The organism is Allobosea sp. 10L417, from assembly GCF_056395485.1.
This window is the reverse complement of the sequence record NZ_JBFTJP010000003.1, coordinates 168,518-191,251: the sequence shown is the minus strand read 5'-3', so window position 1 is coordinate 191,251 and position 22,734 is coordinate 168,518. Positions and strand designations below refer to the sequence as shown.

General features: G+C 65.8%; 17 protein-coding genes. 6 read left to right on the top strand and 11 right to left on the bottom strand.

All coding sequences use genetic code 11. The annotated features are described in order from the left end of the window. Positions 1-98: 98 nt before the first annotated feature. The 3 genes from AC1DE3_RS11370 to AC1DE3_RS11360 all read left to right on the top strand — a co-directional run bounded on the left by AC1DE3_RS11370 (position 99) and on the right by AC1DE3_RS11360 (position 5,259). A complete protein-coding gene (locus AC1DE3_RS11370; RefSeq protein ID WP_441509387.1) occupies positions 99-2,318 on the top strand; it encodes an ABC transporter permease in 2,220 nt (739 codons plus the stop codon). Continuing rightward, positions 2,312-3,379 (top strand): ABC transporter ATP-binding protein, encoded by a 1,068-nt coding sequence (locus AC1DE3_RS11365; protein ID WP_441510094.1) that lies wholly within the window; start codon positions 2,312-2,314, stop codon positions 3,377-3,379. Before AC1DE3_RS11370 ends, AC1DE3_RS11365 begins: the two co-directional genes overlap by 7 nt. 152 nt (positions 3,380-3,531) lie before the next feature. Beyond that, positions 3,532-5,259 carry a Na/Pi cotransporter family protein gene (locus AC1DE3_RS11360; protein WP_441509386.1) on the top strand — a complete coding sequence of 576 codons (1,728 nt, stop codon included), beginning with the start codon at positions 3,532-3,534 and terminating at the stop codon, positions 5,257-5,259. Positions 5,260-5,268: 9 nt separating this feature from the next. Here the strand turns inward: AC1DE3_RS11360 and AC1DE3_RS11355 are convergent, their stop codons facing one another. Beyond that, positions 5,269-5,589, bottom strand: a complete 321-nt coding sequence (locus tag AC1DE3_RS11355; protein WP_441509385.1) for a YnfA family protein — start codon at positions 5,587-5,589, stop codon at positions 5,269-5,271. 124 nt (positions 5,590-5,713) lie between these two features. Between AC1DE3_RS11355 and AC1DE3_RS11350 the strand changes: the two genes are divergently transcribed. Further along, positions 5,714-6,937 (top strand): TIGR03862 family flavoprotein, encoded by a 1,224-nt coding sequence (locus AC1DE3_RS11350; protein WP_441509384.1) that lies wholly within the window; start codon positions 5,714-5,716, stop codon positions 6,935-6,937. 55 nt (positions 6,938-6,992) lie between these two features. Further along, a complete protein-coding gene (locus tag AC1DE3_RS11345) occupies positions 6,993-7,361 on the top strand; it encodes a hypothetical protein (protein WP_476779779.1) in 369 nt (122 codons plus the stop codon). Positions 7,362-7,367: 6 nt separating this feature from the next. Here the strand turns inward: AC1DE3_RS11345 and AC1DE3_RS11340 are convergent, their stop codons facing one another. Next, positions 7,368-10,763, bottom strand: coding sequence for a class I SAM-dependent DNA methyltransferase (locus tag AC1DE3_RS11340; RefSeq protein ID WP_476852394.1), 3,396 nt, complete (start codon positions 10,761-10,763; stop codon positions 7,368-7,370). 159 nt (positions 10,764-10,922) lie between these two features. Between AC1DE3_RS11340 and uvrB the strand changes: the two genes are divergently transcribed. Then, positions 10,923-13,592 carry an excinuclease ABC subunit UvrB gene (gene uvrB / locus AC1DE3_RS11335; protein WP_441509381.1) on the top strand — a complete coding sequence of 890 codons (2,670 nt, stop codon included), beginning with the start codon at positions 10,923-10,925 and terminating at the stop codon, positions 13,590-13,592. 1 nt (position 13,593) lies between these two features. Here the strand turns inward: uvrB and AC1DE3_RS11330 are convergent, their stop codons facing one another. The 9 genes from AC1DE3_RS11330 to AC1DE3_RS11290 all read right to left on the bottom strand — a co-directional run bounded on the left by AC1DE3_RS11330 (position 13,594) and on the right by AC1DE3_RS11290 (position 22,730). Continuing rightward, the gene (locus AC1DE3_RS11330) at positions 13,594-14,103 is read right to left on the bottom strand and encodes a hypothetical protein (RefSeq protein ID WP_441509380.1); all 510 of its coding nucleotides are present in this window, start codon (positions 14,101-14,103) and stop codon (positions 13,594-13,596) included. A gap of 62 nt (positions 14,104-14,165) precedes the next feature. Further along, positions 14,166-15,191, bottom strand: a complete 1,026-nt coding sequence (locus tag AC1DE3_RS11325; RefSeq protein ID WP_441509379.1) for a DUF262 domain-containing protein — start codon at positions 15,189-15,191, stop codon at positions 14,166-14,168. Between the two features lie 1,645 nt (positions 15,192-16,836). After that, positions 16,837-17,643, bottom strand: coding sequence for a class I SAM-dependent methyltransferase (locus tag AC1DE3_RS11320; RefSeq protein WP_441509378.1), 807 nt, complete (start codon positions 17,641-17,643; stop codon positions 16,837-16,839). Between the two features lie 219 nt (positions 17,644-17,862). After that, the gene (locus AC1DE3_RS11315; protein WP_441509377.1) at positions 17,863-18,312 is read right to left on the bottom strand and encodes an NUDIX hydrolase; all 450 of its coding nucleotides are present in this window, start codon (positions 18,310-18,312) and stop codon (positions 17,863-17,865) included. A gap of 128 nt (positions 18,313-18,440) precedes the next feature. Beyond that, complete coding sequence (gene nhaA, locus AC1DE3_RS11310; protein WP_441509376.1) at positions 18,441-19,637, bottom strand: Na+/H+ antiporter NhaA; 1,197 nt, start codon at positions 19,635-19,637, stop codon at positions 18,441-18,443. A gap of 82 nt (positions 19,638-19,719) precedes the next feature. Further along, a complete protein-coding gene (locus AC1DE3_RS11305) occupies positions 19,720-20,106 on the bottom strand; it encodes a c-type cytochrome (RefSeq protein ID WP_441509375.1) in 387 nt (128 codons plus the stop codon). Positions 20,107-20,201: 95 nt separating this feature from the next. Next, the gene (locus AC1DE3_RS11300) at positions 20,202-21,017 is read right to left on the bottom strand and encodes an alpha/beta fold hydrolase (RefSeq protein ID WP_441509374.1); all 816 of its coding nucleotides are present in this window, start codon (positions 21,015-21,017) and stop codon (positions 20,202-20,204) included. Between the two features lie 310 nt (positions 21,018-21,327). After that, on the bottom strand, positions 21,328-22,026 hold the full coding sequence (locus tag AC1DE3_RS11295; protein ID WP_441509373.1) for a flavin reductase family protein: 699 nt from the start codon (positions 22,024-22,026) through the stop codon (positions 21,328-21,330). Beyond that, a complete protein-coding gene (locus AC1DE3_RS11290; protein WP_441509372.1) occupies positions 22,023-22,730 on the bottom strand; it encodes a GntR family transcriptional regulator in 708 nt (235 codons plus the stop codon). Before AC1DE3_RS11290 ends, AC1DE3_RS11295 begins: the two co-directional genes overlap by 4 nt. Positions 22,731-22,734 lie beyond the last annotated feature (4 nt).

Here is a 22,734-nt window from a genome sequence, read left to right as displayed (position 1 = left end):
CGGTATGACGCTGGAGATTCGGGCGCAGGACAAGGGCTGGGCTCTGAAAGCCGGGGCAACCGGTTCGGGCCAACGGAAACTGTGAGGGCAGGGCAAGCATGGCACCGGCGACGCGATTCGTGCTGCTGATCGGCTGGCTCGGCTATGCGCTGATGCCCTGGTATCTCGTCGAAGGCATGAGCCTGACGAGCTGGGGCTGGCTGGCGGAATATCCGTTCGGCAAGGCCGGTAGCGCGCTGGCGCTCGCCCTCTCCGGTCAGACGCCCTGGCTCCTGCCGGTCGGCGTCGCGCTCGCGGCGGCGACGTTCTTCTGGGGCAGTCAGGACCGTCAGCGCACGGCCGCCGTGCTGATCTGGGCCGGCGCGCTCGGCCTGCTGCTGTTCTTCGCCCAGGCCTTCGCCATCGTGCTGAAGGATCAGGGCATCGGCTGGCTCGCCGCCTTGCTCGGCGGCGCCGGCGCCGCGCAGCGCGGCATTGGCGGCGGCGCCTTCGTCACGCTGCTCTCGCTGCTCTTCCTGCTCTGTCACGGCCTCGCCTATCGCGGTGTCTGCCGGGGCGATCTCTTCACCACCTCGACGATCGGCCTGATCATCCTGCTGATCGGCGTCTTCATCTTCTTCCCGGTCGCGATCATCCTGAGGAGCGCGCTGGTCGACCAGAGCGGCGCCTTTGCCCTCTCGGCCTTCGTCGCGCGCTTCCTGGATTCCTCGATCTGGGGTCTTGGCTGCGTCACCAGCAACACCAATTGCGGCGTCGCCTGGAACACGCTGGTCCTGGCCGTGCTCTGCGGCGTCATCACCACGCTGCTCGGCCTCGCCTGCGCGCTGCTGATCCTGCGCACCGGCATGCCGGGCAAGCGCATCATGCGCGCGCTCACCGTGCTGCCGATCATCACCCCGCCCTTCGTCATCGGCCTCGCGCTGATCCTGCTTTTCGGCCGCGCCGGCGCCTTCTCGACGCTGCTGTATGAGTGGTTCGACATTCCGCGCTCGCGCTGGCTCTACGGCCTGCCGGGTGTCCTTCTGGCGCAGGTGCTCGCCTTCGCGCCGATCGCCTTCCTCGTGCTGATCGGCGTGGTGCAGGGCATTTCGCCCAGCCTGGAGGAAGCCTCGCAGACGCTCGGCGCCAAGCGCTGGCAGACCTTCCGCACCGTGACCTGGCCGCTGCTCAAGCCCGGCATCGCCAATGCCTTCCTGCTCGGCTTCGTCGAGAGCATGGCCGATTTCGGCAATCCGCTGGTGCTCGGCGGCAATTTCGAGGTGCTTTCGACCAAGATCTTCTTCGCGGTGGTCGGCGCTTCCTACAATCAGGGGCAGGCGGCGGTGCTCGCCATCGTGCTGCTTGCCTTCACGCTCGGCGCCTTCTGGGTGCAGCAGCGCTGGCTCGGCGGCAAATCCTATACCACCGTGACCGGCAAGGGTGACGCCGGCCTGCCGACGCCCTTGCCGCGCCGCATCACCTGGCTCTCCGTCGCTGTGATCGTGCCCTGGGTCGCGCTGACGCTGGTGATCTACATCGTCATCCTCATCGGCGGCTTCGTCCGCAACATGGGCCGCGACTTCACGCCGACGCTGCAGCATTATCTCACCGGTTTCGCCATCGATTTCAGCAACGGCATCTATTTCCAGGGCTCCGCCTGGCCGTCCTTCTTCACCACGATCAAGGTCGCGGCCATCTCGGCGCCGCTGACCGCGATCATCGGCCTGCTGACCGCCTATCTGCTGACGCGCCAGCGCTTCCGCGGCCGCGGCGCGCTCGAATTCGCGACGATGCTCTCCTTCGCCATTCCCGGCACAGTGCTCGGCGTCGCCTATATCCTCGCCTTCAACGTGCCGCCGATCGAGATCACCGGCACGGGGTTGATCCTCATCATCGCCTTCGTCTTCCGCAACATGCCGGTCGGCGTCCGCTCGGGCATCGCCGGCCTGTCGCAGATCGACAAGAGCCTGGACGAGGCTTCGACCACGCTGCGCGCTCGCAGCTTCACCACGCTCTGGCGCGTCGTGCTGCCGCTGCTGAAGCCCGCGCTGGTCTCGGCGCTGGTCTATTCCTTCGTGCGCTCGATGACGGCGGTCAGCGCCGTGATCTTCCTGGTCTCGGCCGAGTACAACCTCTCGACGGCCTATATCGTCGGGCGTGTGGAAGCCGGCGAGTTCGGTCTCGCCATCGCCTATTCCTCGGTGCTGATCGTCTTCATGGCGCTCGGCATCGGCCTCATCCAGCTCGGCGTCGGCGAGCGTAAGCTCGGCCGCCGCAAGCTCATCCCGCTGTCGAGTTCGGCCGCCGAGCCGCTCAAGCCAGGAGTAGCCGCATCGTGAAGGCCGGGCCCGCTTCCGTCGAATTCCGCAACGTCTCCATGCGCTACGGCGCGGTGACGGCGGTCGACAACGTCAATTTCACCATCGAGGCCGGCAAGCTCGTCACGCTGCTTGGCCCCTCCGGCTGCGGCAAGACCACGACTTTGCGCATGATCGCCGGGCTCGAGATCGCCAGCGAAGGCCAGATCCTGATCGGCGGCAAGGACGTGACGAAGCTCTCCGCCGCTGACCGCGACGTCTCCATGGTCTTCCAGTCCTACGCACTCTTTCCGCATATGAGCGTGCTGGAGAACGCGGCCTACGGCCCGACCGTGAAGGGTCTCGGCAAGGAGCAGGCGAAGCAGATGGCGCTGGAGAAGCTGGCGCTCGTCGGCCTCAAGGGCTTCGAGAACCGCTACCCGTCCGAGCTGTCCGGCGGCCAGCAGCAGCGCGTCGCAGTGGCGCGCGCCCTCGTGCTGGAGCCGCAAGTGCTGCTCTTCGACGAGCCGCTCTCCAACCTCGATGCGAAACTCCGTCGCCGCGTGCGCGAGGAGATCCGCGAATTGCAGCAGGATCTCAACCTGACCGTCGCCTATGTCACCCACGACCAGGAGGAGGCGCTCGCCGTCTCCGACCGCATCATCGTGATGTCGAATTCGCGGATCGCGCAGGAGGGCGCCCCCCGCGACCTCTATGAGCAGCCCTCCAACGCCTTCGTCGCGGACTTCATCGGCGATGCCAATCTGGTGGATGTCACCGTGAAGGCGGTGGCGGACGGCCGCGCCGATGTCGGCATCGGTTCGGCGACCGTGTCGCTGCCGGCGCGCGGGCTCGGTCCCGGCCCGGCCAAGGTCGCGATCCGGCCGGAATCCCTGCTGCTCGGCGAGACCGGTCTGGCTGGCTCGCTGCCGGGCACGATCCGCAAATGCGCCTATCTCGGCAATCACCTCGACATCATGGTCGAGACCGAGGTCGGCGAGCTTTTCGTGGTGCAGTATGGTGCTCGCGATTTGCTGGAGCAGGGTGCTCCGGTCGCGGTTTCCTTCGCGAAATCGGGCGTGACGCTGATTCCGCCGGCCTGAAGGCCGCCAGAGACAGGAAATCGCTCACATATGCGGCAGGAAACTGCCGCATTCTCAGCACTTTCACTGCTTATATCTGTTGAGTTGGCTAATCAAAAACTGTTAGATTCGGCCTGTCATCGTCACCTGAATCGGGAAAAGACCGCACAAAAATGGCCACGGGCGAGAGCGCAACCAATATCCTGATCCATCTGGCGGGCGGCGTCGCGCTGCTGATCTGGGCGGTCAGATTGGTGCGAACCGGCGCGATGCGCGCCTTCGGCTCGCAGCTCAGGCACGCCCTGCAGAGTTTCACACGGAATCGCTTCGCCGCCTTTGGCAGCGGCGTCGTCGTGACCATGGTGCTGCAGAGCTCGACGGCAACGACGCTCCTGGTCTCCTCCTTCGCCGGTCAGGCGCTGATCGGCTCGGCCATGGCGCTCGCCGTGCTGCTCGGCGCCAATCTCGGCACGGCGCTCGCCGCCTTCGTCATCTCGATGGATCTCGGCTGGCTCTGGGGCCTCTGCATCGCCATCGGCGTCGCCATGTATCTTTCGAGCGAGGCGATGGAGCGGCCGCGCAATATCGGCCGCGTCCTCGTCGGCATCGGCCTGATTCTGCTCTCGCTGATCGAGCTGAATACGGCGGCGGCCCCGCTCGCCCAATCGCCGACCTTCCGGGTTGTCCTCGGCGCTCTCGGCAGCGAGCCGCTGCTCGCCGTCCTCGTCGCCATCGCGGCGACCTGGATGGTGCATTCCAGCATCGCGATCATCCTGCTGGTCGCGACCTTCGCGGCGTCGGGCCTGTTCCCGCCGGCCACCGCGCTGACGCTGGTCATCGGCGCCAATCTCGGCAATGCGCTGATCCCGGTGCTCGACCAGCTCGGCGCGCCCGCAGCCCAGCGCCGCGCCGCCGTCGGCAACCTGCTGACGCGCCTCCTGCTGGCGCTGGCCGTCATCCCCTTCGTCGGCCCGCTCTCGGCCTGGCTCACCAGCCTGCCGATCACCGGCCAGCGTTTCGCCATCGAGTTCCATGTCGGGCTGAATCTGGTCGGCGCGCTGATCTTCCTGCCCTTCGTCGGGCCGATCGCCGCCCTGGTCGAGCGTTTCATGCCCGGCAAGCAGGAGAAATCCGAGGCGGTGACGCCGCGCTATCTCGACCCCAACGCCCTCGACAGCCCGACCGAGGCGCTCGCCGGCGCGATGCGCGAGGCGCTGCGGCTGGGCGACCGCGTCGAGGCCATGCTGCGCGACACGATGACCCTGCTGGAGAAGGACGAGCTCAAGCTCTCCCGCGCCATCGCCCAGGCCGATGACGGCGTCGACACCATCCACGAGTCCATCAAGCTCTATCTGGTCAAGGTCTCGCGCAACGAGCTGACCGAGGAGGAGAGCCGCCGCTTGTTCGAGATCATCACCCTGATCACCAATCTCGAGCATATCGGCGACATCATCGACAAGAACCTGCGCGAGCTCGCCGAGAAGAAGATCCGCAAACGCTACAGCTTCTCGCCTGAGGGGCTGGCCGAGATCCGCGATTTCCATCAGCGCGTCGCCTCGGCGCTGGCGCTGGCGCTCAACGTCTTCGCCACCCGCGACATCGTGCTCGCCCGCCAGCTCTTCGCCGACAAGGCGGCGATGCGCGAGGCCGAGCGGCATGCCGCTGACAGCCATTTCCAGCGCCTGCGTTCGGGCCGGCCGGAATCGATCGAGACCAGCGCGATCCATCTCGACATCATCCGGGACCTCAAGCGCATCCACGGCCATGTCGTCTCGATCGCCTATCCGATCCTCGAGAGCGCCAACGAATTGCGCGAAAGCCGCCTGCGCGAGAACAAGGAAGCGGCGCGCAACCGTGAGACGCCGGCCGTGCTCGTCCCCGCCCCGCATTCGGGCAGGTGATCCACCGCCCTACCGCGGCGCTGCCAGGATAATCGCGGCGCCGGCGAGGCAGATGGCGCCGCCGGTCAGGTCCCAACGATCCGGCCTGACGCCCTCGACGGCCCAGAGCCAGCCCAGCGAGGCGGCAATGTAGACCCCGCCATAGGCGGCGAAGGCGCGCCCTGCCGCCGCGCTCTCCACCAGCGTCAGCAGCCAGGCGAAGAGCCCGAGCGACACCAGCCCCGGCAGCAGCCACCAGACCGGCTTGCCGAGCCTGAGCCAGCCCCAGAAGGCGAAGCAGCCGGCGATCTCGAAGAACGCGGCGCCGATATAAGCGGCTATAGTGGGCATGGAGCGTCCTGGTGGGGCTTCTCGCGGCGGGAGCGCCAGTCTAAAGCCAAGCCTTGCGGAAACAACGCTGTCCTGGATCTCCGCTTCGCTCCGTCCGGGATGATGCCTCAGGATGCGAGAGCCCATGCCCGACATCGCCATCATCGGCGCCGGCCCCGCCGGACTGATCGCCGCCGAGCGGCTGGCAGAGGCCGGGCATCGCGTCACGATTTATGAGCGCATGGCCTCCCCGGCCCGCAAGCTCCTGCTCGCCGGGCGCGGCGGCCTGAACCTCACCCATTCCGAGCCGTTCGACGCCTTTCTCAGCCGTTATCGCGAGGCGCAGGGCTGGCTGGAGCCGGCGCTGCGGGCCTTCCCGCCACAGGCCTTGCGCGACTGGGCCGATGCGCTCGGCGCCGAGACCTTCATCGGTTCGAGCGGCCGCGTCTTTCCGCGCGCGATGAAGGCCTCGCCGCTGCTGCGCGCCTGGCTGCGGCGTCTCGAAGGGTTGGGCGTGACGCTCGCGTCGGGCCGGCTCTGGACCGGCTGGGACGTGGATGGCGCCCTGAACTTTCGCCTTGCGAGCGGCGACATGGAGCTTGTCCGCCCCGATGCGGCGTTGCTGGCGCTGGGCGGCGCGAGCTGGCCGCGGCTCGGCTCCGATGGCGGCTGGGTGCCTTTGCTGGCCGAGCGCGGCGTCGCTGTCTCGCCGCTCCGGCTGGCAAATGGCGGCTTCGCGGTCGCCTGGTCGCCATTGATGAAGGAGCGCTTCGCCGGCCACCCCCTCAAGCGCATCGTGATCCGTTTCGGCGGCGAGGCAGCCTCTGGCGAGGCGATGATCGATGCTGATGGCATTGAGGGCGGCGCGATCTACGCGCTCTCGGCGCCGATCCGCGAGGCGATCCTGCGCGATGGCGCCGCTGGGATCGCGATCGACCTGCGGCCGGATCTTGCGATGGGCGATCTTGCCATGCGCCTGGCGAAGCGCCGCAAGGGCGAGACGCTGAGCAACCACCTGCGCAAGGCCGGGGGGCTTTCGCCCGTCGCCGCCGCGCTCCTGCGCGAGTCGACTGGTAACGCACTGCCGACTGAACCGGAGGGTTTGGCATCGCTGATCAAGGCCGTGCCGCTGCGCCTCGACGCGCCGATGCCGATCGCACGCGCCATCTCGACGGCCGGCGGCATCGTTCATAACGAGCTCGATGCCGGCTTCATGCTGAAGCGCCTGCCGGGCGTCTTCGCCGCCGGCGAGATGCTCGACTGGGAGGCACCGACCGGCGGCTATCTGCTGCAGGCGAGCTTTGCGACCGGCGTCGCTGCTGCCGCCGGAATCGCAACTTGGCTACAGGAGGAAGGCCGCACCGGTTGAACCTCTGCCTGCCCCTGGGCGTTGTTTCCAGACCGAAGGAGGGGAGTGTCGTGCGATGATCATGAGGGGAGCGGCTGCGATGCAGCATGTCGACCTCACGCCGCCTGAAACCGTCGCCAAGGCGGCTGCGAAAGGTCTGAGATTGCGCCAGAAGTTTAACCGCGGCGGCACGCAGATCGGCGTCGCGCGCGCCCGCGATCTCAGTCATCGCAGGCCCCTGAGCGAGGAAACCGTGCGTCGCATGGTGAGCTATTTCGCTCGCCACGCTGTCGACTGCCAGGCCAAGGGCTTCGGCGACAAGGACAATCCCTCTGCTGGCTGGATCGCCTGGCTGCTCTGGGGCGGCGACGAGGGCCGCGTCTGGTGCGAGCGCAAGCAGGCGGAACTCGACCGGGCCGAAGGACACGGGCAGAAGCCAGCCTGAGCCCGCTCATCCCGTGGCGCTCAAGCGGCGCGCGAAGCGGCGCCCGCCATCGGCAGTCGAGATTTCGCCGACGCGGGCCAGCGACACCAGGATGCCGCGGATTGCGCGCTCGACCTTGCGGCCCTGCCGGAAGCGCGCGGCGATTGCGGCAGCGTCGAGCGCTGTCGGAGCATAGACGAGAACCGACAGCACGCGGGCGACCCTCTCCACCGGATCGAGCGGGAAGAGCGGCCGCTGCGTGCCAGCCGGCAGCGCAGCAGCCAGCCCTTCCGCCTCGATCTGCTCGCCGCCCCGGCCGGCATCGCCGAAGCGCGGGCGCTGATAGTCCGGTCTCAGCCAGCGCACCATGCCGCGCGCCTCTTCCTGAAGGCGCTGCCGGTTCAGGGCGACGAGCCGCGTCAGCATCTCCTCGGCGGCCAGATCGACCGGCCAGCCATAGGCGGCGGCGACCGCGGCATCGATGGCGTCGTGATGCTCGTCGAGGATCAGAACAAGCCCGCGGTCGCGGATATCGGCTTCGGCCGTCGTCAGGGCGCGGCCGGCGCGGATCGCCTCGCGCACATTGTAGAGCTTGGTCAGGGTGAGATCGGGGTGATCGGCCAGCACCTGTTTGCGCAGCGCGTCCAGTTTCTCCGTGGGTCGGCGGATGGCTTCCTTCTGAAGCTCCGCCGCATCGGGAAGAGGGAAGGGGTCGAAGCAGCGGGATTTCGAGTAGCGCGGGCGATCTTCCAGAGTCGCGCCCTGCGCCAGGCACCAGGTGACGTGGATGCGCGAGGATAGCACGCCGAGATGGAACGCGTCGGATAGCGCCACCGCGACCAGCATGTTGTCGGGCAGGATCGACGCGTCGAGGAACCGGAAGACCCGGTGCTTGGCGGTCTCGACCGTGGCGATATAGCGCTGAAGCGGCGCGAGGACGGGGCGGATTTCATCGCGCGTCCGTCCGAAGAGCCACCATCGTGCCCTGATATCGGCATCCCTGTTGCGGTCACGCTCGACCTTCACGGTCCGGAGCAGATGCTGATAGACCTCCGGGTATTGTTCCCGGACATGGTCGGGCCGCAGCCCATAGAGATCGATGGCCATCGCGCCTCGCGGGCGAGCCATCAGGTCGCGGCCGTTGCGATAGAGGCGGATGTGCTCCTCCAGGCCTGCCCTGCGTCCGAGGCCGAGCGCTTCCGCCTGTTGAGGCGACACGATGAACCCCTTGCCGAACAGCATCATCCCGCGTGAGCTCAGCCCTGCATTGGCCTGCAGGCCCATGGCCTGGCTGGTATCGGTGCCGACCGTCAGATCGGCGTTGATCCGCCCCTCGCATGCGCGCAATTCGATATGAGGCTGGTCGGTGTCGAGCGCCGCCTCGGACGTGACCTCGCAAAGCCTTCCATCACGCCGCCCCGCCTGCGCCACCGTCATCGCGATCCGCACCGCGGCGGTGTCCTTGCCGGCCTTGGTCCAGGGGTGGTCGGGGATCGCCATGACCAGCGAGAGCGGCCGTCGCGCCGCCAGATGCCGCTCGATCGTGCGCCGCTGGAAGAGCTGCGTGATCGAGTTGGTGGTGACGAAGCCGAAACGCCGCAGTTTGGTGTCCGGCCGCGTCAGCAGCTCGGCGGCCCGGTCCCACCAATACATCACGAAATCGGCGCTCTCGTTCATCTGCGGATGCACCGCCCACAGCGCCTCCGCATAGACGTCGGTGAGTCGGCCGCGCAGGTCCTTGCCGCCGATGAAGGGCGGGTTGCCGACGATGAACTCGCTCTCCGGCCATTCCGGAAGGCGCGGATTCGGCAGGAATTCCTTGCCATTGCGCCAGCCCGGGATCGGCCAGTCGTCCCACGACAGAACGGCGTCGCGCTTGTGGATGTGATTGAGCTTTTCGAGGATCGGTTCCTTGGGAGCGAAGCCGCGCGTGCGGAAATGCCATTGCAGATGACCGATCCAGAGCACGAGATCGGCAATGGCGACAGCGCGGCGATTGATCTCCATGCCGAGGAACTGGTGCGGACCTACCGCATGTCGCGCAAAGCCGCCGAGCGATTCGGCACTGCCGAGCTCACTTGCGGCGTCGAGCACCTCGCCTTCGAGCTTCTTCATCAGCTCCTGAGCAACGTGCAGGAAGTTCCCGGTTCCGCAGGCCGGATCGAGCACGCGCGTTCGGCACAGGGCTTCGTGAAAACTTTCGACCAGCGCCAGCGCCTTGTTCGCGTCGCCGCCATCGCGCGCCTGCTGGGCGGCGGCGAGCACCGCCCGCCAATCGTCCCGCAATGGGCCGATCACCGTCTCGACGACAAGCCGCTCGACATAGGCCCGCGGCGTGTAATGCGCGCCCAGCCGGGCGCGCTCCTTCTCGTCGAGCGCCTGCTCCAGCAGCGTGCCGAAGATCGCGGGCTCGACTTCCTTCCAGTCATGCTCGGCGGCGGCGAGCAATTCGCCGATCTCCTCGCGCCCGAGCGGGTAGACCTTGGCGTCCTCGTAAAGCTTGCCGTTGAAGCGCTTCATCCGCTCTCGCACCGAGGTCGAGTAGGAGCCCTTGTCCATCGCCTGCCACAGCTCCGATACCAGCGGCAGGAAGGAGGCGGGGTCGTCGCGACAATCCCGCAGCAATGTCTTGAAGGCGTCCTTGCGGATCAGCCCGACATCCTCGGCGAACATCGTGAACAGGCAGCGCATCAGGAAGAGCGCGACCTCCTCGGGGTCGTGCTCGCGCTCCAATGCCTTGGAGACGGCCGCCAGCCTCTCGGCGATGGCGCGGGTAACGCGCGCCGCATGGCGGGTCGGGTCGAGCGAGAGCGGGTCGGTCCAGACCATCGCGAGGCGGCGACGCACAGCCTCGTCGCGCAGATCGTCGAGATAGACGCGGTAGCGCTGCCGGTCCGGGAACTGGACGTAGTTCTTACCATGCCCGGTGAAGTCGGCGTAGAACTCGAAGCAGTGGCCGACGTCGCAGACGATCAGGAAGGGCGGCCAGCCATGCGGGGCCGGCAGGTCCTTGGCATAGTCCTCCGCCTGGCGCCTGGCGTTGAGCATCAGCACGTCCCAGGCGCGATCGGCCCCGCGCCGGCCGCGCGGTCCCGCCGGCTCCGCGAAGGGCAGGGCGCCCTGTGCCGGCAATATCTCCTTCGCCTGCCCCTTCAGCCGGCTCTGCTTGGCTTCGAGGACGAAGGCGCCCTTTCGGTAAAGATCGATGCGCCCCGTGCTGTGGCCGCCCTGCCCATCGGGAAAGCGCACGGGATACTCGAAGCGATAGGTCACAGCGTCGGAGTCGCTGGTCGGCGGCTGCGGCGGCTCGACGCCGATCAGCCGGCAGAGCTCGCTGAGGAACTGCGCATAGGCGGCGCGCTCCGCTCCCTCCGAAACCCGCCAGCGGGCGATGAAGGTCTCGATTTCATCGCCCGCCGGCACGGACCTACTCCTCAATATGGCCCGTCCTTCAGGTTGTTGGAATCGATTATATACAACTTAAAATAGCAAGACGATCCCCTGTCAACTCCTGTCACCAATCGCGCTGGCGAGGCGCCGCGCCCTCTCGCATCCGCAGCCGTTCCGCCCCATATTGCGGCCATGCCGAAAAGCCCCGACAGCACGACCACCAAGCCGAAGGCCGCGAAGAAGCCGTCGAGCGCCCGCACGCCGAACTCGAAGGCGTCGAAGCCGGAGCTGAAGCCGCTCGAAGGCTATCTCGCCGATCTGCTGAACCCCGCGATCAACCGCGGCACGGCGGTTCCGGGCGGCGCCTCGGGCTTCAGTGACCAGCCGCAGGCCGGCTACGAGGCCGAGGCCGAGGCCCGCCCCGGCGATGGCGACACCCGGCCGAAGAAGAAGCTGTCGAAGAAGGCCGATTCCGCTTTCGCCGGCGCCGAGGGGGCGGCGGCCGCGACCGCGACTTCGCTGCAGCACCTCCTCGAAACCGGCAGCCCCTTCATCGATCCGGGCAAGGCCTGGACGCCGCATCGCCCGCCGCGCCCCGAGAAATCGGAAGGCGGCATCGCCTTCACGATGAAATCGGAGTTCTCCCCATCCGGCGACCAGCCGACCGCCATCGCCGATCTCGTCGACGGCATCCGCCGTCAGGAGCGCGACCAGGTGCTGCTCGGCGTCACCGGCTCCGGCAAGACCTTCACCATGGCCAAGGTGATCGAGGAGACGCAGCGCCCGGCGCTGGTGCTCGCGCCGAACAAGACGCTGGCGGCCCAGCTTTACGGGGAATTCAAAAGCTTCTTCCCCGACAACGCGGTCGAGTACTTCGTCTCCTACTACGATTATTACCAGCCGGAGGCCTATGTTCCGCGCTCGGACACCTATATCGAGAAGGAATCCTCGATCAACGAGCAGATCGACCGGATGCGCCACGCCGCGACGCGCTCCCTGCTCGAACGCGACGACGTGATCATCGTCGCCTCCGTCTCCTGCATCTACGGTATCGGCTCGGTCGAGACCTATACGGCGATGACCTTCTCGGTGAAGCTCGGCGAGCGCATCGAGCAGCGCCAGCTCATCGCCGATCTCGTCGCCCTGCAATACAAGCGCACGCTCGGCGATTTCGCCCGCGGCACCTTCCGCGTGCGCGGCGATGTCATCGAGCTGTTCCCGGCGCACTATGAAGACCGCGCCTGGCGCATCGGCTTGTTCGGCGACGAGGTCGAGAGCATCAGCGAGTTCGACCCGCTCACCGGCCAGAAGACCGGCGAGCTGGAGTTCATCAAGGTCTACGGCAATTCGCACTACACCACGCCGCGCCCGACGCTGACCCAGGCCGTCAAGTCGATCAAGCAGGAGCTGAAGGCCCGCCTCGACGAGCTCAACCGCATGGGCCGCTATCTCGAGGCGCAGCGGCTCGACCAGCGCTGCACCTTCGACATCGAGATGATCGAGGCCACCGGCTCCTGCAACGGCATCGAGAACTATTCGCGCTATCTCACCGGCCGCAAGCCGGGCGAGCCGCCGCCGACTTTGTTCGAATACCTGCCCGACAACGCGCTGGTCTTCACCGATGAGAGCCATGTCTCGGTCCCGCAGATCGGCGCGATGTACAAGGGCGACTTCCGCCGCAAGGCGACGCTGGCCGAATACGGCTTCCGCCTGCCCTCCTGCATGGACAACCGGCCGCTGCGCTTCGAGGAATGGGACGCGATGCGGCCCCAGTCGGTGCATGTCTCGGCCACGCCCGGCGGCTGGGAGATGGACCAGACCGGCGGCGTCTTCACCGAGCAGGTCATCCGCCCGACAGGTTTGATCGATCCGCCGGTCGAGATCCGCCCGGCCAAGCATCAGGTCGCGGACCTCCTCGACGAGGTCAAGGAGGTCACTTCGAGCGGCTACCGCACCCTCGTCACCGTGCTGACCAAGCGCATGGCCGAGGACCTGACCGAATACCTGCACGAGAACGGTATTCGCGTGCGCTACATGCACTCGGACATCGACACGATCGAGCGCATCGAGATTCTCCGCGATCTCAGGCTGGGCGCGTTCGATGTCCTCGTCGGCATCAACCTGCTGCGCGAGGGCCTCGACATCCCCGAATGCGGCTTCGTCGCCATCTTGGACGCCGACAAGGAGGGCTTCCTGCGCTCTGAGACCTCGCTGATCCAGACCATCGGCCGCGCCGCGCGCAATGTCGACGGCAAGGTCATCCTCTATGCCGATCACATCACCGGCTCGATGGAGCGGGCGATGGCGGAGACCAATCGCCGCCGCGAGAAGCAGGTCGCCTATAACGAGGCCAACGGCATCACGCCGCAGACGATCAAGCGCGCCATCGGCGACATCCTCGGCTCGGTCTATGAGCGCGACCATGTCACGGTCGACAAGGGGCTGGTGGCGCCGGCCTCGGGCCACAACCTCAAGGCCGCGATCGCCGATCTCGAGAAGCGCATGCGCGAGGCCGCGGCCGATCTCGAATTCGAGACCGCCGCGCGTCTGCGCGACGAGATCAAGCGCCTGCAGGCGACGGAGCTGGCGATCTCGGACGACCCGCTCGCCCGCCAGAGCGATGTCGAGGCCTCCGCCGGCAAGTACAAGGGCGAGCGCTCTTACGGCTCCAGCGCCAACCTGCCGCCGACCCGCGCGCGGAAACCGACCGACGCCGATATGGGCCCCCATAATTTCGGCGGTGGCGAGGGCAAGCCGAAGAGCGACCCGCTCGCCTCACGCGCCCGCAAGCCGACCCTGGACGAAATGGGCCCGGTGCCGGAATCGCGGCCGAAGGGCGCGGGAGAGAGGCGGAGGAGGTAGGCTACTTCGCCATCAGCTTATTCGCCGCCGAAGCTAGGATCTTTGCGCGCTCGTCGATGAATTTTTCAAAGTCGTCATCGAATATAGATATAGGTATGAGATTTCCAGGGAGTGTTTTTTCAACGTTGTCGGCGAGCCTTGGCTTGTATTGAGATGGTTGAAGGCTGCCGACCTTTTTGTTGTCAGCAGCAGATAAGATGCAAAAATTTGCAAGAGCATTTATTCTTACGGAGTCGATTCCCTTTGATCGCAGGAAGGCCTGAGGATAAAGATGGTGAAACTCTGCTCGATTTCCGGCAGTGAGGACTTTTGAGATATTAATACTATTGCCATTTACAATAGATTTTGGGTTTTGATGGCTAAGGAGCAAAACAAAAACGCGTGTATCGACCGTTCCGATAATGAATCGACGATCCTTGAAGTAGCTCTCGCTTATAGGCGCGTCGAAATTTCCGAGCGTGCTATCTCCTTCCGCACGAAGGGTTTTCGCTCCGCTGATGTCGGCTTCCAAATTGCGTTTGGTCGCGCTGCTGTACCGCCGAGAGAATGCCGATCGCCAAAACCATTGCTTAATTACGTCGGATTGCTTGCGGTAAGCGAAAGTTGCTCTCCTTCCGGCCCTTCAAAGAAGGCCGTAAGAGGAATCAGCATTGTTGGATAAGGCAGGTTGCCTAGTCGCTGGATTCCGAAGTTTTGCTTAAGAAAATCGATAGACGCTTTGATGCCTTTCTTTATTCGAGGCAATGTGTCTCTAACGGTTGCTCCATCGACGAGTAGAAGGCTTTCCGGGCTTTCCTTGCCTAGCAATACTGCCGCTGCGCATCTAAGGAGCAAATCGGTATCGTCTCCGATTGACTCAAATCCAAAAGGCTCAAGCTCGTCGGCGAGTTCTTCGAACTGCTGTTTAAGCTCGAAATCTTCACTCCATGTCCAAGCTGTGAGAAGCTGAAACGTATCGAGCGGAATTCCTTTGCGATTGATGCGTTCAAATACGATTGCGATTTTTTGCTTTTCTTCCGTTTCCATCAGAAAATACGGAAATTGCGCCTGCTGGAAGCGTTTCTGTAGATCGTCTAAACGAGCGCTCAATTCATCGCTAAAATTTCGCGTTGTTCTTCTATAAGAAGTTGAATCGAAGATAATCTTGAGCGGAAAGTGCCTCTCAGGGTCGACTTCGGGAGGATCGAGCGCGATAAACTGAGAGTTCTGCGCGTTCTCGGGCGCTTGCATATCAAAATAAATATCCTTCCAATCTATGATGTTGGTTCTTGGAAGGTCATTTGCGAAAACACCCAAAATCGACGTTAGCCTTTGCTGCCCGTCGAGGACATAATCAATAGGGTAATCAGCTTCTGGCTTCGGTATCTCAAAGGGCCCTAAGTTCCTCTCTTGCGTGAGTTTTATTTTTGTTCGCCAGAGTAGGACGCTCCCGAATGGATAATCTTTATAGATGCTGTCCATAAGAAAGGCTACATCGTCCGGCGTCCAGACAAACCCACGTTGAAACGCGGGTATGCGAAGTTCGCCCCTTTTCAGTTTTCCAACAATGTCCTCAATAAAGAGATGAGCCACTAATCGCCCCGCTGATTCGAAATGCATTTCCGCTCAATTGGAGGTTGTGGGGTGAAGGCCGTCAAGAGGCTCCCGCATGACCGTCCCCTGCACCTCCACCTCCACCTTCGTCTACGCCTCGCGCGATCTCGAACAACCTCGCTGCGCGATGCAATGAAGCGCGGAGAACCCCTCTCCCGGATGGGGGCGGGGCAGGGGTGAGGGACTGCCGCTGATCGTCAAGCCGCAACGGAGCCGCTGCGCCTTCTACGGATAGGGCGCGCCCTCATCCGGCGCTCCGCATCACCTTCTCTCCTGCGGGAGAAGGATAGCGTCGCGGTGCATGCGCTCTGCCGTCATGCTCGGCCTTGTGCCGAGCATCCACGTCTTGCGGCGTTGATGACGGGCGCCCCCATCGGGAATGCGTCGCTCGGCCAGGGCAAAGACGTGGATGGTCGGGACGAGCCCGACCATGGCGGAGGAGGCGCCATCGCTTATCCTCCCGCCATGACATCCCCTCCACCTTCGTCTACGCCTCACGCGATCTCGAACGACCTCGCTGCACGCGATGAGTTGAGGCGCGGGGAACCCCTCTCCCGCAGCGTAGTCGGCTGTTGCCGACTACGCCACTTGAAGTGTTGATCTCGGGCAACCCCGAGGTCAGTGAGAGGGGCAGGGGTGAGGGGCCGCCGCTGACTACCAGAGCGCAACGGAGCCGCTGCGCCTTCTATGGATACGGCACACCCTCATCCGGCGCTCCGCGCCACCTTCTCCCATCCGGGAGAAGGATAGCGTCGCGGTTCATGTGCTCTGCCGTCATGCTCGGCCTTGTGCCGAGCATCCACGTCTTGCGACGCTGATGACGGGCGGCCCCATCGGGAATGCCTCGCTCAGCCAGGGCAAAGACGTGGAAGGTCGGGACGAGCCCGACCATGACGGCGGAGGCCCCGTCGCCCATCCTCCGGCGATGACCGTCCCCTCCGGCGTCGCGGTCCCCCGCACGAAACTTGTCCCCGCCTTGCCAAATCGCCCTATCCTCGGCCCACCTCACCCCGAGGGGCGGCCATCCGGAGGCATGCTGCATGGCGGGGTGGGGGCGGCGCCCTGCGGCCGGGTTTGCACCCCGGACTCGGGAGGCTGCGGGGCACCGCCCTGGGGGTACTACGGCCCCTGTGCGAGGAGCTCGCTGGAAGGTTGGGGGCGTCCAGCTTTGACGCGGAGCGGATGACGAGGCGATGAGCCGAACTGATCCGCGAAGCGTCGGGCACGAGGAGACCCCGGCCGGATAAGCGCGGCCCGTGGCTTTCAAATCGCCGGCAAGCGGAGCGCCACGGGGCGTGCGGAAGGTGGCTCAATCCTTCCGCGCCGCGTCCTGGCTCAACGGAAGCGGCCCGATACCTCGCGCCTCGCGGCGCTCCGCTGCCCCTCGATCGCGAACGCCCGCGCGGAAGCGTGGGCGGGTGAAAACACGCGCGTCATTCTCGGGCGACCGGCGGGAGACCCGGGAATCTCAGGCCGGAACAGCCTGCGGGAGACTCCTTGCCCGGAGATGCCCGGGTCAAGGCCGGGCATGACGCGAGCGGCAAGCCCGGGCGTGAGACGGGAGGGAGGCCCGGGTGTGATGCGACAACAAATACATCGATCGCCGCCAGCGCGTCCGGTCGGGCGCATGGTGATCCACGCGCGGTCCCTCTCAGGGGGAGATGCCCTGCACCGCCCAGGCGCGCGCCTCCAGCGGGATCGTGCCGTCGGAGGCGAAGCACAGGCTTTCGCGCAGCCGCTGCCGCAGCAGTTCGCGCGCGGCCAGTGACAGATTCGCGCAATAGCCGGGCGCCGGGCCGGTGCCGAGCGTGAAGGGTTGCCAGAAATCGTCGAAGCTGCGGAACAGCGTCGGCACGGAGATCGGCTCGCAGGCGATGTCGATCAGCCCGGCGGCGGCGGCGAGTTCCGTCAGCCCCTCAGGCGTGCAGAAGGGAAAGCGCCTGTCCACGGCCAGGTCCGTCGCCTGCGGGTCGAGCGCCGTCGCCGCGGTCCAGAAGGCGTGCACGAATTGTGGGGCTCCGCCCGGATAGTCCCAGACATAGAAGCTGACGAGCCCGCCCGGCCGCACGGCGCGGCGCATCTCGGCCAGCGCCTTGCCCCGGTCAGGCACGAAGTTGAGCATCAGCCCCGAGCCGACGGCGTCGCAACTCGCGGTCTCGACCGGCAGCGCCTCGGCGCTGCCCTGCCGGAAGCTGACGCGCCAGTTGGTGATGCGCTCGCGCGCCAGTGCCAGGAGCCCCTCCGAAGGGTCGATCCCGATGATGCTGACCGGCACGGCGCCGCCGAGCAGCGCCTCGGTCAGCGCGCCGGTGCCGCAGCCGACATCGAGCCATTCGAAGCCGGGCAGGGGATTGAGCCAGTCGACGAAAAGAGGCGCGAGCTCGCGGCTCCAGCGCCCCATATAGCGATCGTAATTCTCGCCGGCCTGCCATGCGTCATGGCGAGTCTGGTCGGGCATTCTTTGGCCCTTTGGTCCGGAAAGGCTGACTTTACGTCATTTGGGCAGATTCTGCCAGTTGAAGATGTGTTGCAGCGCGCAAGCGGCGATGCCTCGGCGGAATCTACACGAATTCGTTTCCGTTTTTTATTGGCTTCAACTTATTCGCGAGCCGTGCCATCAGAACGATATGCCGTATTCGAGGTGGACGCGGCTGCGCTCATGCATCGAGAGGCGGCCTCACGCCGCCAAAGCGGGCAGGCGTTCCAGCTTGCGGATGGCCGTGCTGAGCTCCGGCTCGTCGACGAGATCGGCGGCGTCGGCCAGTTTGAACCAGTGCAGGTCGCGCTGATGCTGCTCGGAGAAGTTCTCGAACTGCTCCTCGACCTCGAGCAGATAGAGATTGACCTCGCAGAGCACGAAATGGTCGCTCATGCGCTTCCAGTAATTGTAGCGCCCCGCCGGCTCGCTGCTGATGCGGCCGACGACGCCGGCCTCCTCGAAGGCCTCGCGGGCGGCCGCGTCATGATCCTTCAGGCCCTTCATGGGCCAGCCCTTAGGCACGATCCACCGGCGCGTCGTGCGCGAGGTGACGAGCAGGATCTCCCGCGAGCCGTCGGCAGCGTGGCGGATCGGCATGGCGGCGATCTGCGACCGCTTCTCCCCCGGTTTCCGCTTGGCCTTCTTCATCGGCTCTGGACGCTCCTCGCTGCTTGCGGGCTCGCTCCGGCTACGAATCGGGAATGGCTGCCGGACCGAATAAATATTGCATCGCTGCGCGAAAATGGAAGAGGCGTTCTGCCAAAAAGGTGAACAGATCAGCCTTGCTTCTTGTGCATAACCTCGCCCGGACAAAGCCTTAGCAGCAGCCAGCCGCCGATGCCGGAGAGCAGCGAGCCGGCCAGGACACCGATCTTGGTCTGGTTTTGGAGCGCCTCGGAATCCGGGAAGGCGAGCAGGCCGATGAAGAGGCTCATGGTGAAGCCGATGCCGCAGAGCAGGGCGATGCCATAGAACTGCGGCCAGGAGGCGCGAGCCGGCAGATCGGCGAGGCCGGCGCGGATCGCTAGCCAGCCGAAGCCGAAGACGCCGACCTGCTTGCCGAGGAACAGGCCGAGCATGATGCCGAGCGGCACCGGCGCGGCGAGCGTCGCGAGCCCGAGGCCGCTGAAGGAGACGCCCGCATTGGCGAAGCCGAAGACGGGGATGACCAGGAAGGCGACATAAGGGTGGAGCCCGTGTTCGAGCTTGTGCAGCGGCGATGCGGCGTCATCGGGCCGGGCCGGGGAAGGCTTCAGCGGGATGGTCAAGGCCAGCGCGACACCCGCCAGCGTCGCATGCACGCCGGACTTCAGGGTGAAGTACCAGAGCGCCGCGCCGAGCAGGAGATAGGGCACCAGCCGCGTCACGCCGAAGCGGTTCAGCGCCGTCAGGACGACAAGCGTCGCCGCGGCGAGGCCGAGATACAGGCCCGACAGCTCGGCAGTGTAGAAGATCGCGATGATGATCACCGCGCCGAGGTCGTCGAGGATGGCGAGTGCCGTCAGGAAGACCTTGAGAGAGGCCGGCACGCGCGGCCCGAGCAGCGAGAGCACGCCGAGCGCGAAGGCGATGTCGGTCGCCGTCGGGATCGCCCAGCCCCGCAGGCTTTCCGGTGAGCCGAGGTTGAAGGCGAGGTAGAACAGCGCCGGCGCGATCATGCCGCCGAGCGCGGCGAAGCCGGGCAGCACCCGCCGCCCCCAGCTGGAAAGCTGGCCGTCCAGCATCTCGCGCTTGATTTCGAGGCCGACGAGCAAGAAGAACACCGCCATCAGCGCGTCGTTGATCCAGTGCAGGACGGAGAGGCCGAGCATATAGCTCTTCAGCGCGCCGAAATAGAGCGGCGCCGCTGGCGAGTTGGCGATGACGAGCGCAAGCGCCGCTACCGCCATCAGGATGATGCCGCCGGCGGCCTCGCTGCGCAGGAAGTCCCGCAATGCGGAAAGGGGTCTCGTCCGGGGGGCGGGGCCGGCCATCGGGCTCTCCTCTGTCGATCAGGCAGAAGGAGATACGACAGGCCGGCGCCGAAGGCCAAATTCGCTGTCGTCGCAGCGCGGTTCAGAGCTTCCGGCCGTCCTTGTCGAATTGCTTGAGGAAGACGATCAGATCCTTGATCTCCTTCTCGCTCTTGATGCCCGCGAAGATCATCTTGGTGCCGGGGATCTTGGCCCTGGGATCCTTGATGTAGTCGGTGAAGGTGGCCTCGTCCCAGGTCAGGCCGGAAGTCTTGTTGGCGGTCGAATAGCTGTAGGCTTCGACCGCGCCCGAATGCCGGCCGATGAGGCCGTTGAGCTCGGGGCCGACGAGGTTGCGCGCGCCTTCGCCGATCTGGTGGCAGGCGCGGCATTTGTTGAAGGATCGCTCGCCGGCAGCGGCGTCCTGCGCTGCGGCAGGCTGCGCGAAAAAGGGCAGGATGAGGAGGAGGCTCGGGAGAATCACGCGCATGGGCAGGTCTTTCGACTTGGAGGCGTTCTCATTTAGCCCGAAGCCGCGCGGCGCCGCATGGGCCATTTCGCCGCGCCGTTGCTCCAGGTTCGGCCTCAGAGTTCGCCGATCCACTCCGCCACGGTCGCCGTGAAGGCGTCCGGCCGCGACACCGGGAACAAATGCCCGCCGGTCTCCATGATCGCCCGGCGGCAGCCGGGCAGAGCGGCAGCGAGCGCTTCCTGATGGTAGACGGGGACGACGATGTCGTCGCGCGTGCCGAGGATCAGGATCGGCATCGGCAGCGAGCCGATATCGGCCGAGCCGTCGAAGGCGAGGAGGGCGTTGAGCCGCTCGCGGGTCACGATCTTCGCGTGCTCGCTGACCGGGGCCGCTTCCAGCGCATCGTCATAGACGTGCCAATTCTGCTCGATCCAGCGTGGCTGATAGCCGCTGAGCACCGAAATGGCGGCATAGGCGTAGGGGTCCGCCTCGAGGATTGCGAGGCGCGCCCCGAACAGCGCGCTCAGGAAACGGCTGGGGGCAAGCCAGCTTGCGCTGAGGATGAGTCCGTCCACGCGCTCCGGCGCGAGTTTGGCGATCATCTGGGCGATGCAGCCGCCGGTGGAATGGCCGAGCACCACGGCGCGCCCCACGCCGGCTGCGTCGAGCACGGCAAGGCTGTCGCGGGCCAGGAGTTCCATGTCGCAGGGAGCATCGCCGCGCGTGCTGGCGCCGATGCCGCGCTGATCGAAGCGGATGACCTGAAAGGAGCGCGACAGCGTCGTCGCGATGTCTTTCCAGAACGCGGCTGTGCCGCTGAGGCCGCTGACCAGAAGAAGCGGCTGCCCATGTCCTTCCTTGAAGGCGTGCAGCGTCGCGCCGTCGGGCGTTTCGACCTTGAAATCGGTGATCTCGGTGGTGGCTGTCATGCGTCACCTCGCGAAAGGCGGCATGCGTTGTTGCGCCTGGCGCGCAGGATCCCGGACATGGCCCCATCCTCCCTGAAAGCTTAGGTCGCCCACCCGCCGGTCGTTCGGCCTTGATCTGGCCGATAGGACCGGTTCGTGCGAGGATGGCGCATCAGGGCCGCACCTGCCATGGCTTGAGCGCAGGGGGCGGGATGTTCCTGGCGCAGGTCGAATAGACCAAAGACTAATTGGCCTGCGTCTAGTGCATGGCTTTGTGCCTTATCGCCGCAAGCCATTCTGCCGAGCAGGGAAGAGGCTTGGCGTACAGGTGTCAGCGACGCCGGTTCGCCGCTGCCGGATCCTCGCGCCAGGTCGTCACGGACATGGTCGGCAGGTCGAAATAGTCGCGCGTGGTCGCGTAGCCATGTCCGCCCATGCGGCCGACGGCATCGAGCGCGGCCGGGTCGACATAGAGCTTCTGCGGATCGACCGCGTCGGCGCGGAAATGGGCGTAGACGACCTCGCCGAGAATGATTTCGCGCGAATTGCCGATGCCGAGCGTCGTGTGGTGCCGGCATTCGAAGGCTGCCGGCGCCTGTCCGATCCACGGGCAGGGCACCTTGACGCCGGGCATCGCGGTCAATCCGGCTTCGGCCAGTTCGTCGGCGCCGGGCTCGAAGGGCACCGCGCAGACATTCATGCCTTCCAGGAGCGCGTCCGAGACGATGTTGACGGTGAAGGCCAGGGTCTGCCTGACATTGCGGCCGGTGTCCTTCTGCGCCCCGGTCGGTCGGTATTCGACCCCGAGCGCGAGGATGGCCGGGTCGGCGGACAGGCAGTTGAAGAAGGAGAAGGGGGCAGCATTGACCGTGCCGTGCTCGTCGACCGTGGTCACCAGCGCGATCGGGCGCGGCACGACGGCGCCGATCAGCAGCTTGTAGCGCTCGCGCGGGGTCAGCGCTGCGAAGTCGAAGGTGACGATGCCGGGGGCAGTTTCGGCGCGCGGCTGTCCGGTCGGGTGGGCGGTCACGATGGGGTCAATCCTTCGCTGCGGGCGTAGGGGGCGAGCACGTCGCGGATGTCCCGCTCGACGCGTGGCGTCAGCAAGGCGCGGGTCACGACGGCGCGCAGATGGTGGTCCATGAGATCGGCGGCGCGGGCGGCATCGCCGGAGCGCAGGGCCTCGATCAACTGGCGGTGCTCGGAGACCGCGCATTCGCTGGAGTGCGGGCGGCCGTAGATGGCCAGGATCAGCGAGCAGCGCGACGATGCTTCCTGGACATAGCGCAGCAGCAGCGCATTGCCGGTCATCGTTGCGAGCTTGATGTGGAACTCGCCGGAGAGGCGGATCGATTCCGGCCCGTCCTGTTCATGCGCCTTCTCTTCCTGCTCGACATGGGCTTCGAGCTCGGCCGCCTGGGACGCCGTCAGGCGCCCGGCCAAGTTCTCCGCGACCAGCCGCTCCAGCCCGCGCCGGACCTCGAAGACGTCGCGCGCTTCTTCCAGAGTCGGATAGGCGACGGAGGCGCCGCGATTGGGCTTGAGTTCCACCAGCCCTTCGACGGCGAGGCGCCCGAAGGCCTCGCGCACCAGCGTGCGGCTGACCCCGAGCTGCTCCCCGATCGAATCCTCCGGCAGCTTCACGCCGGGCTTCAATGCCTGCTCGATGATCGCGCGCCGGAGCGCCCTGTATACGGATTCCGCCCGCAGAACCGGCGTACGACGCTCGCCCATCTCC